Raw genomic sequence first — 15861 nt, 5'->3', positions numbered from 1 at the left:
TAAATACAATTTAGTGAATTATATTGTTAAAATTACCGCAAAATAATCTTTTATAAATGAGGGTGTTGTAAAAAATAATTGCATTTTTTTATTATTTATCTATTAATATTTCTTTATTGTTTACTTTTTTTATTAAATTTAGGTAAGAAAAAACTAATTAATTCAATAAAGAAAAATGTTAAAAGAAACAGAGGTATACAATTGAGTTTGGTTTCCAGAACATAAGAATAAATTATTGTGCTTTTAATAATATTTAATCTTAGTAAGGGAGCTTAAGCCCTTTAAATAGTTATATATTTGTTTTTTTTTAAACCACACAACAAACAAGATTAAGGATGAGCATCAATTTCACAACAGCAACTATTAAAGACTTTGAGAATATACCAGACAATGACATGGCTCAAAGGGCAGAAATTTTTTATGAATATTTAGACTATGTAAAGTCTAACGGGCACATGAACTACAGACTGAAGAATACTTCAGGAACCAATGCAGTACTGAATGTAAATATTGCAGACCGCAACAGAGAATTCGTTAGTTTCGTATCAAGTGATTATTTGGGATTTACACAACACCCGAAAGTAAAGCAAGCAGCTATTGAAGGAATAGAAAAATATGGTACAGGTACAGGAGCAACTCCTCTTATCGGTGGATATTTTGATTACCATAACGCTTTAGAAAAAAAGATTTCAGGTTTTTTTAAACGTACAGAAGACGAAGCCGTAGTATTTACTACAGGATATACTGCTAACAGTGCTACTTTACAATGCTTAATGCAGAAAGAGGATCTTGCTATTTTAGATATGGCAGTACATGCCAGCGTGCATGAAGGATGTGCTTTTACCAATAAAAAAACATTTCCACACAATAATCTGGAATCTTTGGAACACATTTTGAAGGTATCTGAAAATCTGTACCGTACGAAACTCGTTGTAGTGGATGGAGTGTATTCCCAGGATGGAGATACTTCCCGCATTAATGAGATCTATAATCTTGTAAAAAAGTACAATGCCTTTCTGATGGTGGACGACGTACATGGTGTCGGCATCCTTGGAGAAACAGGAAGAGGAACTTTGGAACAGGCCGGGTTATTGGATAAAGTAGACCTTATCACTGGTACATTCAGCAAAACATTTGGAAATCTTGGAGGATATGTCATTGCAGACAAAAAAATAGCTGCATTCATCAGATTCCATTCCCGTCAGCAGATCTTCTCAGCTACAGCTCCGCCATCATCCGCAGGAATCGTTAAAGCCATTGATTTAATTGATGAAGAACCTATCTGGAGAGAAAAACTCTGGAATAATATCAACTATTTCAAAAAAGGACTTGATGATTTAGGATTAGATACCGGGGTAACCTGCTCCGCCATTATTCCAGTAAAAATTGGAGACCCTTATGTAACAGGGGAAGCCGGAAAACTACTAATAGAAAAAGGGATCTATACTAACCCGATTCTTTACCCGGCGGTACCAAGAAAAGATGCGCGTATCAGGATGAGTGTGACTGCAAGACATGAAAAAGAACATCTCGACAAAACGCTTAATGCGTTTGATGATATTAATAAAAAATTGCATATTGCGAAAAAATAATAATTATGCCTAGAAAAGTAGTGCAGGGCCCCATTAGGGACAAAGAAAAAACAAAACAGAAACTGCTTGCTGCAGTTGGTAAAATTTTAAGAGTAAAAGGATATTCCGGATTAAAAGTAAGCAAAATTGCTGCCGTTGCCGGATTTGATAAAAAACTGATCTATGAGTACTTCGGAAGTACTGATAAACTGATCGATGAGTATATCAAATCGCAGGATTACTGGAGCCAGGTCAACCAGGATGTTGATATGGACTTTTCTGACGGCGGACATGAACTTACCAAAATGGTGGTGCTTAATCAGTTCGAAAACCTGAAGAAAAATAAGGAACTTCAGAAAATTATTCTTTGGGAACTTTCTGAAAGCAAGCCTATCCTTAAAAAACTGGTTGATCAGCGTGAAGAAGTAGGAGAGGTGTTATTTGGAAATATCTCGGATCCTTACTTCGGAGAAGGCGTGGCAACAAGACACAGGGCAATCATGGCTCTTATTGTTTCCGGTGCTTATTATCTCAACCTTTATACAGGGTACAACGCAAGTAAGTTCTGTGGGATTGACCTGAAAACTGAAGAAGGCAGAAAAGAAATTGAAGGCGCTATCGTTGAGCTGATCGACTTTGCATACAGCAAAAAAAAGTAGGAATTAAAAGTTTTCCGATTTAAGCAGAAATATATTTTTTGTTGATAATTTGAAAACTTTTAATTTTCAAATTAAAACTATATTTCTTACTTTTGGCCAATGGAAAATTTTATAGTATCTGCAAGAAAATATCGTCCTCAGGAGTTTGATACGGTTGTAGGACAATCCCATATTACGGATACTTTAGAACATGCAATTGAAGAAAGCCAATTAGCTCAGGCATTGCTTTTTTGCGGTCCTCGTGGTGTGGGTAAAACTACTTGTGCCAGGATTCTGGCAAGAAAGATCAATGAGAAAGATGGCTCGGTTTCAGAAGACGGCTTTGCGTATAATATCTATGAGTTGGATGCTGCATCCAATAACTCTGTAGATGATATCAGGGAACTGATAGATCAGGTACGTTTTGCACCTCAGGTTGGTAAATACAAAGTATATATCATAGATGAGGTTCATATGCTGTCTTCTGCCGCTTTCAATGCTTTCCTGAAAACGCTGGAAGAGCCGCCTACCCATGCCATATTTATTTTGGCAACCACGGAGAAGCATAAGATTATTCCTACTATTTTATCGCGCTGTCAGATCTATGACTTCAAGAGAATTGTTATTGAAGACATCCAGAATCATCTGAGAAATATTGCCGAGAAAGAAAATATCCGGTATGAAGATGACGCATTGTATCTGATTGCCCAGAAAGCCGATGGTGCCTTAAGAGATGCGCTTTCCATTTTCGACAGGCTGTCTACTTTCTCCCAGAAAAACATTACGCTGGCCAAAGCTGCCGAAGTACTGAACATTCTGGATTACGATCAGTATCTCAATATTGTAGATCTTGCCAAGGAAAATAAAATTCCGGAAGTGCTTTCTGCGTTCAATGAAATTGTAAAAAAAGGTTTTGACCCTCATATTTTCATTGCCGGATTAGGAAATCACTTCAGAGACCTGATGATGGCACAGAATGCTTCTACGATGGAGCTCATTGAAGTAGGAGAGAAAACCAAAGCCAAATTTGTAGAACAGGGACAGAAATGGACCGCCCAGCAGCTGATAGATGGTATTGAAATCTGCAATCATGCGGACATCAATTATAAAAATTCCAAAAACCCAAGACTTACGGTTGAAATTGCATTAATGCAGCTGGCTTCACTGACAGCTAATTTAGGCGATACTAAAAAAAAAAGTTCCTGATACTGGCTCCGTTTCTCAGTGAGAAACAGGAAGTGAAAATGCCGGAAAAATCTCCGGAGAAAATAGATGTTAAAGCAGAGCAGCAGTCTGCAGCCTCCCAGACAGTTCAGGCAGTTTCAGTAGCCAAAACCACCAAGCCGTTGTCAAGGCCGGGAATCTCTTCCGGTTTCAGCATCAATTCCTTTTTGAATAAAGAAGATAAAGTGGAAGCAACAGAAGATGTAGTTGTGAGAACTGAAAATCTTCCGCAGAACCATTTTACAGATACAGATCTGCAGACAGAATGGAAAATTATGCTTAAGCAGCTTCAGGTTAAAAATAATTTTGTGTTCAACGCAGTGAAAACCTTTAAGCTGGAAAAGGCTGAAGAACATAAAATCAAAGTTTTGTTCCCTTCAGATTCTGCCAAAGTAGAATTTGATAAAATAAGTGGAGAGTTTTTTAATCATTTTAAAAGAAAAGTTCAGAACCATAAAATCGAGATAGAATACGTCAGAGACGTTGAAAATCTGAAGATTGAGGTAGTGACGAAGAGAAAAATGTTTGAAAAGTTTATTGAAAAAAATCCACTTTTGAAAGATCTTGATGATTTAATGAAGTTTGATTTGACATAATTTTTATATATTTGTCAAATATTTCTGTCGAAAATAAGTTTTTGACAAAAATAAATTACAACCAGAAACGCTAAAACAAAGACATTTCCAGAATAAAATGGAAAAACTGACTAACACATATCTGTCTTTTTTTGCACCCGCTAATTACTTTTTTAGCGGTTATTTTAGTTTTTCTGCTTCTTATTATAGAAATTTCAGAACCTATTACCGATTTTATTGGTACTGTTAACTGAATTTCTTTCCAAAAAATACAGGAGAAGTAGAGCCCTATTATTTTCCTGATTCCTTTAAACAATTTTGAACGGCATTTTTTGAAAAGAATTATAAATTAAATTTTATAATCCAAAGGGCTATTGCTGTCAACAAAAAATTATATAAAAAACAATAAAATTTAGAATAATGAATTTAAATGATTTAAAAAATGAGTGGATCGATGGGCTTACACAGCCTTTAATGATTGCAGGACCTTGTAGTGCGGAAAGTGAAGCTCAGATGCTTGAAACTGCGAGGAGAATTAAAGAATCCAATGCTAATGTATCGGTTTTCCGCGCAGGAATCTGGAAACCCCGTACCAAACCAAACGGTTTTGAAGGAGTAGGAGTGATCGGTTTGAACTGGCTGAAAAAAGTAAAAGAAGAATATGGTTTTAAAACAGCTACTGAGGTAGCTAACGCACATCACGTGTTTGCTGCTCTGGAAGCAGATGTGGATGTTCTTTGGATCGGGGCACGTTCTACAGTGAACCCGTTTACAGTACAGGAAATTGCAATGGCTTTAAGAGGAACCGATAAGCCGGTATTCGTGAAAAACCCTGTTAATCCGGATCTTGCTTTATGGATAGGAGCTTTGGAAAGACTATTGGGACAGGATATTAAAAACCTTGGAGTAATCCATAGAGGATTTTCAACATACCAGAAAACAAAATACAGAAATAACCCGAACTGGCAGATTGCCCTTGATTTCAAAAGCCAGTTTCCAAATATACCAATGCTGATTGACCCGTCACACATCTGCGGAAACAGAACAGGTCTAGCTGATATTACGCAGGAGGCACTTAACGTAGGGTATCAGGGAGCAATCATTGAATCACACTGCAATCCGGATGAAGCGTGGAGTGACGCTTCTCAGCAGATTACGCCGGAGGTTCTTGCAGATCTTATCGGTAATTTAAAGGTGAGAAGCTCTAATCTTGCTGGGTTTGAAGGAGAAATGGGAAGACACAGAACTTTAATTTCTGATCTTGACTTCCAGTTAATTGAACTTTTATCCCAAAGGATGAAAATTTCTGAAAAAATTGGTAAGCTTAAAAAGGAAAACGATATTGCGATCTTCCAGCCTGAACGTTGGAAAGTAATTACAGAATACGCTACACAAAAAGCCAAAGAAACAGGAATGTCTCAGGAGTTTATTGAAAAAGTATTCAAAGCAATCCACGAGGAGTCTATTGAAGTTCAGAATAACATTATGATCGATAAAAGATAATAGAATTAAAACTTGTACCGGAATTTCGGTATTAATATAGATTAGGGCTTAGGCATCAGGATTTAGGGAATTGAAACATGTGTTTTTAAACCTATTTCCTGAATTCTAAGCCCTAATTCCGTATATTTGCAGCAGTATTATCTATGAAAGGAAAAATCATTAAATCTACAGGCAGTTGGTACCAGGTTTTGGAATTGGAAACAAATAAAATTTTCGAGGCCAGAATCAGGGGGAAATTTAAACTGATAAAAACCAGACTTACCAATCCGCTTGCTGTAGGAGATTTTGTTGAGTTCCAGCTGGAACAGGATGATATTGCGTGGATTACGAAAATTGAGCCGCGCTCTAATTATCTGATCAGAAAATCAGTTAACCTTTCAAAAGAAGCGCATATTATTGCTTCCAATATTGATCTGGCATGCTTTATCTTTACCCTGAAGCATCCTGAAACATCATTAGGATTTCTGGACAGGTTTCTGGCATGCTGTGAAGCCTACAATATTACCCCGCTTATTCTTTTTAATAAAATCGATGTTTTACACGAAGAAGAAATTGAAATTGTAAAAGACATTGAATTCCTATACCAGGAAATTGGTTATAACACCCTGGAAATTTCCTCCTACTCAAAATTAAATCTGGATCAGCTTCAGGAAATTCTGAAAGATAAAACTTCCGTATTTTTCGGGCATTCGGGATGTGGAAAATCTACTCTGGTAAATGCGTTGCAACCGGGATTGAACTTAAAGACATCTGAAATTTCAGACACCCATCTGAAAGGAAAGCATACCACAACTTTTGCACAAATGCACTTCTGGGATTTTGGAGGAAATGTCATTGATACTCCCGGTGTCCGTGAATTTGCAATGATCGATATTGAAAAAGAAGAGGTGCAGCATTACTTCCCTGAGATTTTCAAGAAGAGAGAAGAGTGTAAATTCCACAACTGTCTTCACGTAAATGAACCGAAATGTGCCGTTATTGAAGCACTTGAAACCGGTGAAATCCAACATTCCCGCTATGCAACCTACATTAAGCTGATGGACGAGGCTGAAGAAGCTTCCCAGAAATAAAAGGACAGACATTTTTTTATATGTCACATGAATCCGGACAATCTGTATCATTTTATTTGATGTCAGATAAAATAATATTCTAATAAATTACTTCCTTAAAGATTAAATTTAAGATACATAAAAGCATTTGTTTTTTATGAATTGTTTTTTTTGAATTTTAATGAAAAAAAATCTGTTTTTGAATAATTCCACTTTTTGGCACTACCTTTCTCATAAATAACTCCAATTTTGTCACATCTTGATTGAGCTTGAAAAATGACACTAAGGGTAATTTTGGCTATTGCAATAATAGCAAAAAAAATGATAAAATTATTTTATATGACTTTTTATGTTGCTGAAAATTATGGAATTAGTAAAAAAATGTGGTATTTTTTTTGAAATAAAAAACCCAGCCGAAGCTGGGTAAAAACTAATAACCATGAAAACTCAAATTAAACATGAGAATCGCAATAGAATAAACAATTACTGTGCCAAAGTTTGCTTCATGATTTCTTAATAAAAGTTATTTTTATGTTAAAAAAAAATTAAAATAAAAATCAAAGATATTTTTTGTAATTTTGCGCCATTAAAAAAATATACATTTATGTCTAACATTACATTCACTATGATTAAGCCTGATGCTGTTGCTGACGGACATATCGGTGCTATATTGGGTAAGATTGCTGAAGGAGGTTTTAAAATCAAAGCTTTGAAATTGACTCAGCTTACAGTTGCTGATGCAAAAAAATTCTATGAAGTACACGCTGAAAGACCATTTTATGGAGAATTAGTAGAATTCATGAGCTCTGGTCCTATCGTAGCTGCAGTTTTAGAAAAAGACAATGCAGTTGAAGACTTTAGAACATTAATCGGTTCTACTAACCCTGCAGAAGCTGCAGAAGGTACAATCAGAAAAATGTTTGCAAGAAGCATCGGAGAAAATGCTGTTCACGGTTCAGATTCTGACGAGAATGCATTAATCGAAGCTCAATTCCATTTTTCAGGAAGAGAGATTTTCTAAGAAAATCATCTTATACAATAAAAAAATCCGGAGAACTTTCTCCGGATTTTTGTTTTTCTATTGCAGAGGTATATTAAAGATTATTTTCAATAGCTCCTACATTTTCTCTGTACAGTTCAAGAGGCTTATCAAGCAAAACTGCAACGACGGTCATCTGTTTATCCAGTCTTTCTTTAGGAATATCAATGTAAATGATTCCCGGCCTGTCACTCCAGTAAAGTTTATTGTAAATGGTATGGGTAAGCATACTGCCTTCACCTGCGATTCTTATTCTGGCAATGTTGTTTTTTATTCCTTTCAGCGCAATTGGTCCTGTTGGAGTTCCTTCCACAAAAAGATAAAGCGTTTGTTTGTCTTTTGATAAAGCACTCATTCCCGGGAAATGACCTTCCGGCAGCCCTTTTCCTGTTTCAAATAAAGCTTCTGCATGTTTGCTGATCCATTGCAGCGTTTCAGGATTTGTTGCAGGCGTTTTTTTGATTTTCATGCCAAGGCCATCATTGGTTAATCCTGCATTTGTGAGCAGATTATTACCATCATGTAAAGCATTGGCTACATCATAAACCGCTTCCCGGGTATTTTTGTTTTCCAGTATTTCGGCAAGAGGATGTTCATTCTTTTTAAAATCTTTCAGAAATGCAGGAGGAGTATCAAAAATAAGTTCTGCCACTGTGACATCTTTGTCAAATTTTACATTGGAGAAATTCAATGTCAGAGTTTTTTCAGCATTATAATCCGTTTTAACAACAGCGGATGGTTCTCCGATGATTTTTACCGAAAGAGGTTTTGTTGCCAGTCCATAGATCTTTGTGAAGTTTTTGGCTTCTTCAAGATACAGGAATAAAGATTTTTTAGAGGTTGACAAAGCAGATTTCCCTTTGTAGTTTTCAAAAGGAATTCCGCGGGTTGTTTCGTAAATGGCATGCTGATTTTTTGAGGTCCATCTTCCCAGGTTTTTAAGAATCTCAACCTGCTCCTCCTGAATGGTGCCATCTGATCTGGGACCTATATCAAGCAGGAGATTTCCTCCCATACTGATTACATCTGCCAGCGTTCTGACAATCATATTAGGGGTTTTATAACTTTTGTCAAAGGGCTGATATCCCCAGGAATCATTCATGGTATAGCAGAGTTCCCAATATGGATTCTGAGGCGGAACTACCGGGACACCTTGTTCCGGAGTGTCATAATCTCCGTGATTGTTGAGCCTGGAATTGATAATGATATTGGAATTGTATTTTCTCAGCAAATCTAAAGTCTGAGAAGCCTGCCATTCCTCAGAAGTATGCTCCCAGTCCCCGTCGAACCAAAGAAGATCCGGAGAATACTGAGAAGAAAGTTCGTTAAGCTGGCTCTGGTAATAGCTGATGAAACGCTGCCAGCGTGCAGGATCGTTTTTGAGTTCATAACGCTTTTTTGTCCGGGTATTGACATCATAATAAGGATGACTCCAATCCGGCAAGGAGAAATAAAGTCCTGTTTTTAATCCTGAATTTTTCAGTGCAGTAACAAAAGGACTTAAAACATCCTTTTGGGCTAGTGAATTTTGAGGAATAGTTGTTGCTTTTTCTGCTTTTGAGTTCCACAATGAAACTCCGTCATGATGTTTTGTTGTTATAACCGCATATTTCGCTCCGGATTCCTTAATGAGATTTACCCATTGTTCCGGCTGATATTTTGAAGCTGAAAAACCATTCAGCTGCATCATATAATTTTCGTGATTAATATAATTATTGAAGAATGACCAGGATTCGGAAATTCCGTTGACGGAGTAAATTCCCCAATGAATAAAGATACCCAGCTTGGCATTTTTAAACCATTCCATTTTTTTGCTGTTGCCGGCTGTTTGTTCCTGTGCTTCAATAGTACCTGCAGATAATATCAATCCAAGGAAAACAGCTTTAATCAGACTGCTTTTCATATATAGATTTATTTTAACATTAAATATAAATAAAGAAAACATTACAGGATAAAATAGTTTTAATATTTAGCAATAATTATTATCAAACTGTTTCTTATTATTGTATTTTAGAAATGGAACGTTTATTGTAAAATTTACCTGAAAAAAGCAATTATGAAAATTCCGGCAATATTAATGGCAAGTTTGTTAGCGGTAGGAGTCTCTGCACAGACTACTAAACCTGTAACTAAAACAAAAAAGCCTGTTAAAAAGGTAAAGAAAGCTGCTGCTTCGGATACAGTTGAAAAGAAAAAACCGGGAAGTCCTAAACCGGTCGTAAAAAAAGATACACTTGTACTTCATGGATATGGCTGCCCGGCCTGCGGAATGGGATAGGAGATGAGAAAGCCAATGCTGGGAGTATCAATGATGGCAGAAGCAGACTTTGTTTCCGCTGTTTTACCATTGCTTCAGAATAATTCCATCGATGTGCTGGAATGGTCTTTTGATACTCTTTATCATCCGTATGAACCGGATTGGCTTTGTGACCTGTTAAACTTTTATGCAGATAATGGACGTTTGATAGGTCATGGCGTTTACTATTCTTTGTTTGATGCAAGATGGACAGAAAGACAGGATGAATGGCTGAAAAAGCTTAAAGAAGAAGTCAGGCTTCGGAAATATAACCATATTACGGAACATTTTGGTTTCATGAATACGGAAAATTTCCATCAGGGAGTACCATTACCGGTATCTTTGCATCCAAAGACTTTACAAATAGGAAAAGACAGGCTTTACAGGCTTCAGGAAGCAGTGGATATTCCTGTAGGCGTAGAAAATCTGGCATTTTCATTTTCCATAGATGATGTTAAGGAGCAGGGGATATTTCTTGATCAGCTTACAGAAGATACAAATGGCTTTCTGATTCTTGATCTCCATAATATTTATTGCCAATCCTGTAATTTCGGGGTAGGAATGAAAGAGATCATTGATTTATATCCTTTGGAGAAGGTAAAAGAGATCCATCTTTCCGGAGGAAGCTGGCAGGAGAGTGCTTACGGGAAAAAGCCGGTGAGGAGGGATACTCATGATGACGCCATTCCTCAGGATATTCTTTCTGTTTTAACCTCTGTAATTGAACAATGTCAAAATCTTGAATACATTATTATTGAAAGACTCGGGCATACTGTAAAAACGGAAGAAGAAAAAGCTTATTTCCTGAATGATTTTAATACTGTCAGAACGATTATTGAAACATCCGACTTGAAACAGGGAGAAAGCAGTTGGATGAAAAAAGAAATAACTCTTCTGGAAAAACCTTTGGAAGATGGGATGCTATATCAGGAACAGTCGGAGCTTACTAAGCTTCTTTTTGAAAATGCTGATGTCTCAGTTATTAAAAATCATAACTTTCATTATTTCAAGACAGAAAACTGGGACCCTGAAATGATTCTTACAGCTCAGAACATCATTAAAAAATGGAATCCTTATTAAATTCTATTCTGATAACCAAAATCAAATTATATGAAAATGACAACATTAGTATTGATCATTACCGCTGTTCTCACTGCATTGATAGGAGGACTTTTTTATGCTTATTCATGTTCGGTTGTTCTCGGGCTGGGAAAGCTGTCTGATCCGGAATACCTGAAAGCTATGCAGAATATCAACCGGGAAATCCTTAATCCTGTTTTCTTTATGAGTTTTATGGGTACTGTAGTTCTCCTTCCTGTTTCAACGTTTTTGTTTCGTGGGCAGCAGCCTGTCTTTATTTTTCTCCTTCTGGCTACATTGACTTACCTGATCGGAGTTTTTGGAGTTACGATTGCCGGAAATGTTCCGATGAATGATGCACTGGATAAGTTTGATATTACAGGTTCCACTACGGAAGCGATCAGACAGATGCGGGAAAATTTTGAAAACAGATGGAATTTCCTGAATAATATAAGAACTGTTTTTTCTGTCATTTCAATCATTTTTGTGATCTGTGCCTGCGTCTGGAATAAGGAAATATAAAAAACTATAAATGGAATTAGGTAAAAATACGTAAACATCAGATTCAGTATTTCTACGGATGTGTACATGTGGTTTTATTCAGATCTTTGTCTTGTTAGTAAGACAGTTTTAAACATTTTCAACAAGTTGAAAAAAAGATTATAACCAAGACGACTTAAGTTTCCAAACAAGAGAAAAGGCAGCCAACGGCTGCCTTTTGTATATGATAAAAGAGGTTTTTAGATCTTTAAAAGTTCGATTGTTCTTTCAGGGCTTTCAGCTGAGAAAACAGCATTTCCTGCAACAAGAACATCGGCGCCGGCTTCAAATAATTTAGAAGCGTTGTCAAGATTTACACCTCCGTCTACCTCAATAAGTGCTGTAGAATTGTTGCTTAAGATCAGATCTTTGGTTTCAGCAATCTTTTTATAGGTATTTTCGATGAACTTCTGGCCTCCAAATCCTGGGTTTACGCTCATTAATAATACAAGATCGACATCTGCAATAATATCTTCAAGCATTAACACCGGAGTGGAAGGGTTTAAAACAACACCGGCTTTTGCTCCTTTATTCTGAATATGATGAATGGTTCTGTGAAGATGGGTACATGCCTCATAATGTACAGAAACAAGGTCTGCACCAAGATTGATGAATTCATCAACATATTTCTCAGGTTCCACAATCATCAGGTGAACATCTACAAATTTTTTAGCATGTTGCTGAACAGTTTTCATTACCGGAAAACCAAATGAAATGTTCGGTACAAATCTGCCGTCCATTACATCAACGTGGATCCAGTCGGCCTGAGAATTGTTCAGCATTTCAATGTCTCTTTGCAGATTCCCGAAGTCTGCAGATAAAAGGGATGGAGCAATAAGCTTCGTTTTCATTTTTACTTTTTATACTTTTACTTAGATTTTTTCTTTAAAATGGATTAACAACCAAAAAATAATACAGAGAAATACCTCCGAGTAGAATAGCCTCAATGATTGTTAATTTGATATTGTTAATTTTAATAACTAATAATCTGTCAATTATAAATAATCCTACAGGTACAACGCTGACAATTAACAACATCTCAAGAATCATATTGTATGCTGATCCTATTTTGGGAGGATCAAATATTTTATATACAGCCAGAAAGATGATGTAACTAAAAAAGACAGCTGTTAAGACCGATATAAAAGTTGGTTTCCGGATCAGATGATAAAAGACATTTTTCATTTTAATTAATGATACTTCAGTTTCATTTCCGGCTTGATTTTAAGGACCGTTTCGTAGATAAGTTTAATAACATTAGCTACATCTTCCTTAGACACCATTTCTACCGTAGTGTGCATATAACGCAAAGGTAAGGAAATTAACGCACTTGGTACTCCGCCGTTGGAATGGGCAAAAGCATCTGTATCAGTTCCTGTAGCTCTGCTGGCTGCAGCTCTTTGGAAAGGAATTTTTTTAGCCTTTGCTGTATCAATGATTAATTCTCTGATGGTGTGGTGAACGCTCGGTGCAAAGAAAACTACCGGACCTGCGCCGCATTTCTGATCACCTTCTTTTTTCTTTTCAATCATCGGAGTTGTCGTATCATGGGTGACATCAGTTACAATGGCAATATTCGGTTTGATGGTATCAGCAATCATATCTGCTCCGTATAAGCCTACTTCTTCCTGTACGGAATTAGTGATGTAAAGCCCGAAAGGAATTGATTTCTTATTTTCTTTTAAAAGTCTGGCCACTTCAGCAATCATAAAACCACCGATTCTGTTGTCCAGAGCTCTGCACACAAAATACCGGTCGTTCATTTCAAAGAATTCGTCAGGATAAGTGATCATGCATCCTACAAAGATTCCCATTTCTTCCACTTCCTTTTTGGAAGTAGCACCACAGTCTATAAAAATATTTTCAATCTTTGGAGTCGGCTCATTCTGGTTTGTTCTTGTATGAATGGCAGGCCATCCGAATACCCCTTTTACAATTCCGTTTTCTCCATGAATATGTACTACTTTGGAAGGGGCAATGGTCTGGTCTGAACCTCCGTTTCTGATGACATAAATCAATCCATCGTCAGTAATATAATTAACGTACCATGAGATTTCATCGGCATGCGCTTCAATCACTACTTTAAATTCAGCTTCCGGATTGATAATTCCATAGCAGGTTCCATAATGGTCTACTTCTATCTTATCTACGTACGGCCTGATGTAATCCATCCAGACTTCCTGTCCTTTATGTTCGTAACCTGTTGGTGATGAAGTGTTTAGATATTTTTCTAAAAATTTTAAAGATTTCTTTTCAAATTTCATAAAAAGGAATGATTTTTGCGTTCAATTTTTGTTCTTATAAGTGTAAAAATAATGAATTTTAGTAAGATTATCTGCCTTTTTATTCTCTTTTTTGGAGTCAGTGTTTTCGGTCAGAAAGATGGTATTGTGGCAAAACCTCTCAGTCAGTACCCGCCTGAATCCCTGAAAGTGGACGAATTTGGGAATAAGTATTATTATGACGAGCAGCAGAAAATTAAGGTTTATGAAATCAATGGAGAACCTGTCGTCGTTTTGGATGAACTGGTATTGGTTAACAAGCCAAGGTTTAACAATCAGCTGGATAAGAATTACTATTACTTCCTGAATAAAAAGCTCTATAGGGTATATCCGTTATTTGTTACCGCATTGCAGCAGTACAGGGATATCCAGAAAGATATGAATGATATGGATAGTAAAGCCAAAAGAAAGTTTGTAAGAGAGAGACAGAATATACTGGCTGACCAATATGAGAAGCAACTGAGAGATCTTACTACTACCGAAGGACAGGTTTTTGCAAAGCTGATGAACAGGGCTACCGGCAAAAATGTATTTGAGATTATCAAAGAGCTGAGAGGAGGATGGAGCGCTTTCTGGTGGAATGTGAAAGGAAAAATGGCTGATATTGATCTGAAAGAGCGCTATGATCCTCATACCAACAGAAGCGATGAGTTTATAGAATCACTGCTGCAGTCCAACTGGAACTCAGGGTATTTACAGCCTTATCCGGGAGCTAGCGATTTTAAAGTAAAGAAATAATATAAATTCCTGTAAGGTTACTTACAGGAATTTTTCTTTTAATTTATCGAATACGATTTTATCGATGGGAAGAGGGAAAGGATTGTCCGGTCTGTCAATATCAATCCATTCTGTTTTTTCAATGCAGGGATCCATAATAATAAAGTCTTCTTCATTGATGATGTCTACAATATAATATATGGTAAGCAGCTGTTCATTTTCTCTGAAACGGGAAACCAGAAAGTTTTCCTGTGTGTAGAAATGTTCCAGTACATTTATTTTTACATTCAGTTCTTCATCAAACTCACGATGCAGGCATTCCAGTACACCTTCTCCGTATTCCAGTCCGCCACCCGGAAATTTCATTAAAGGTTCGCCGGCATATTCTTCAAATAAGGTTAAAACCTGCTTATCTTTTACCGCACACGCATACACTCTAATGTTGATCTTATCTATCATATATATAATGTATAATATTTTGTATAGCTAATGTAAGGAAATTTTACAGAGATGAAAAGGTGATATAGTGAAAAAGTAAATTTGAAGATCAGCTTCTGGACACTTTTGCCTTTTAGCAATTTTGCCCTTTTCCCTTTCTGCCTTTTTACAGTTTCACTGCGTTAATCATCTCTCTTTTCCCCGGCGGGCCCTGTTTTTTTTCAACCTGGAAATTCAATTCCTGAAGAATTCTTCTTACGCTGCCTTTTGAAGAATAAGTTGTTAATAATCCGTTAATGGCCATTTTGTCAGAAACCAGCTCAAACAACGGCTTTTCCCAAAGGTCAGGCTGTACTCTCGCCCCGAAACAATCAAAGTAGACCAGGTTAATTTCAGGCAGATCAATGTCTTTCAGGTCAAAAAAATCACATTCTATCTTTTTTAGGTTGAATCCACTAATAATTTCTACTGACTTTTCCCAATCTGACAGATGAATTTTCTGATAAATATTTTTTAACTCTGGGTTATCAAAAAGTTCATCGTAAGCCAAATCTTTAACTTCGGATTCATTTATGGGGTATTTTTCGAGCGAAAAATAATTGATGACATGATTTTTGTCAGTTTTTAAATATTCATTAATTGTTACCAAAACATTCAAACCTGTTCCAAAACCGAGTTCTAAAATATTAATTTCGCAATCATTTATCAAATTCAGTCCATTTTTGATAAACACGTGTTCAGCTTCCTGTAGTGCCCCGTGATGAGAATGGTAGTTTTCGTTTAATTCATTGATAAACAATGTTTTACTACCGTCGTTTGTGGTCTTAATTTCTCTTTTCAAGCTATTTTTTTGTCAAATTTACTCTAAAATTTTTATATTTAGAAAATTATGTTAAATTTGTAGAACAT

General features: G+C 36.4%; 16 protein-coding genes. 11 read left to right on the top strand and 5 right to left on the bottom strand.

Annotated features, from left to right (window positions below; translation table 11 throughout):
- Window positions 1–335 precede the first annotated feature (335 nt).
- The 7 genes from ACE3RB_RS13115 (at window position 336) to ACE3RB_RS13085 (ending at window position 7581) form a co-directional block, all read left to right on the top strand.
- Window positions 336–1592 (top strand): aminotransferase class I/II-fold pyridoxal phosphate-dependent enzyme, encoded by a 1257-nt coding sequence (locus ACE3RB_RS13115; RefSeq protein ID WP_002980041.1) that lies wholly within the window; start codon window positions 336–338, stop codon window positions 1590–1592.
- Window positions 1593–1597: 5 nt separating this feature from the next.
- Window positions 1598–2230: a TetR/AcrR family transcriptional regulator gene (locus tag ACE3RB_RS13110; RefSeq protein WP_002980040.1), complete on the top strand. Its 633-nt coding sequence runs from the start codon at window positions 1598–1600 to the stop codon at window positions 2228–2230.
- 99 nt (window positions 2231–2329) lie between these two features.
- The gene (gene dnaX / locus ACE3RB_RS13105) at window positions 2330–3415 is read left to right on the top strand and encodes a DNA polymerase III subunit gamma/tau (RefSeq protein WP_374464615.1); all 1086 of its coding nucleotides are present in this window, start codon (window positions 2330–2332) and stop codon (window positions 3413–3415) included.
- Between the two features lie 38 nt (window positions 3416–3453).
- A complete protein-coding gene (locus ACE3RB_RS13100; protein ID WP_374464614.1) occupies window positions 3454–4029 on the top strand; it encodes a hypothetical protein in 576 nt (191 codons plus the stop codon).
- Between the two features lie 399 nt (window positions 4030–4428).
- Entirely contained in the window at window positions 4429–5511 is a 1083-nt protein-coding gene (locus tag ACE3RB_RS13095) for a chorismate mutase (protein ID WP_002980037.1), read from the top strand.
- Between the two features lie 143 nt (window positions 5512–5654).
- Window positions 5655–6581, top strand: coding sequence for a ribosome small subunit-dependent GTPase A (gene rsgA, locus ACE3RB_RS13090; protein WP_374464613.1), 927 nt, complete (start codon window positions 5655–5657; stop codon window positions 6579–6581).
- A gap of 583 nt (window positions 6582–7164) precedes the next feature.
- A complete protein-coding gene (locus tag ACE3RB_RS13085; RefSeq protein ID WP_034722935.1) occupies window positions 7165–7581 on the top strand; it encodes a nucleoside-diphosphate kinase in 417 nt (138 codons plus the stop codon).
- Between the two features lie 73 nt (window positions 7582–7654).
- On the opposite strand, the gene ACE3RB_RS13080 is transcribed toward ACE3RB_RS13085, so the two are convergent.
- Entirely contained in the window at window positions 7655–9502 is a 1848-nt protein-coding gene (locus ACE3RB_RS13080; protein ID WP_374464612.1) for an alpha-L-fucosidase, read from the bottom strand.
- 153 nt (window positions 9503–9655) lie between these two features.
- On the opposite strand from ACE3RB_RS13080, the gene ACE3RB_RS13075 reads away from it, so the two are divergent.
- The 3 genes from ACE3RB_RS13075 to ACE3RB_RS13065 are packed head-to-tail and all read left to right on the top strand — an operon-like array spanning window position 9656 to window position 11497.
- Window positions 9656–9877 (top strand): hypothetical protein, encoded by a 222-nt coding sequence (locus ACE3RB_RS13075; protein ID WP_374464611.1) that lies wholly within the window; start codon window positions 9656–9658, stop codon window positions 9875–9877.
- Window positions 9878–9880: 3 nt separating this feature from the next.
- A complete protein-coding gene (locus tag ACE3RB_RS13070; RefSeq protein ID WP_374464610.1) occupies window positions 9881–10975 on the top strand; it encodes a DUF692 family multinuclear iron-containing protein in 1095 nt (364 codons plus the stop codon).
- A gap of 36 nt (window positions 10976–11011) precedes the next feature.
- Window positions 11012–11497 (top strand): DUF1772 domain-containing protein, encoded by a 486-nt coding sequence (locus ACE3RB_RS13065; protein WP_374464609.1) that lies wholly within the window; start codon window positions 11012–11014, stop codon window positions 11495–11497.
- A 218-nt stretch (window positions 11498–11715) separates the two neighbouring features.
- Here the strand turns inward: ACE3RB_RS13065 and rpe are convergent, their stop codons facing one another.
- Both rpe and ACE3RB_RS13055 read right to left on the bottom strand, forming a co-directional pair.
- Entirely contained in the window at window positions 11716–12366 is a 651-nt protein-coding gene (gene rpe, locus ACE3RB_RS13060) for a ribulose-phosphate 3-epimerase (RefSeq protein WP_374464608.1), read from the bottom strand.
- A 339-nt stretch (window positions 12367–12705) separates the two neighbouring features.
- The gene (locus ACE3RB_RS13055) at window positions 12706–13779 is read right to left on the bottom strand and encodes a M42 family peptidase (RefSeq protein WP_374464607.1); all 1074 of its coding nucleotides are present in this window, start codon (window positions 13777–13779) and stop codon (window positions 12706–12708) included.
- A gap of 51 nt (window positions 13780–13830) precedes the next feature.
- Between ACE3RB_RS13055 and ACE3RB_RS13050 the strand changes: the two genes are divergently transcribed.
- Window positions 13831–14535, top strand: a complete 705-nt coding sequence (locus ACE3RB_RS13050) for a DUF4294 domain-containing protein (RefSeq protein WP_374464606.1) — start codon at window positions 13831–13833, stop codon at window positions 14533–14535.
- Window positions 14536–14556: 21 nt separating this feature from the next.
- On the opposite strand, the gene ACE3RB_RS13045 is transcribed toward ACE3RB_RS13050, so the two are convergent.
- Both ACE3RB_RS13045 and mnmD read right to left on the bottom strand, forming a co-directional pair.
- Window positions 14557–14973, bottom strand: coding sequence for an NUDIX domain-containing protein (locus tag ACE3RB_RS13045; RefSeq protein ID WP_374464605.1), 417 nt, complete (start codon window positions 14971–14973; stop codon window positions 14557–14559).
- Window positions 14974–15118: 145 nt separating this feature from the next.
- Complete coding sequence (gene mnmD, locus ACE3RB_RS13040; protein ID WP_374464604.1) at window positions 15119–15793, bottom strand: tRNA (5-methylaminomethyl-2-thiouridine)(34)-methyltransferase MnmD; 675 nt, start codon at window positions 15791–15793, stop codon at window positions 15119–15121.
- Window positions 15794–15861 lie beyond the last annotated feature (68 nt).

This window comes from Chryseobacterium sp., assembly GCF_041914225.1.
In the GTDB taxonomy this organism is placed as follows: Bacteria; Bacteroidota; Bacteroidia; order Flavobacteriales; family Weeksellaceae; genus Chryseobacterium.
Note: the sequence above shows the minus strand (reverse complement) of the source record. Positions and strands in the feature narration are given on the sequence as shown.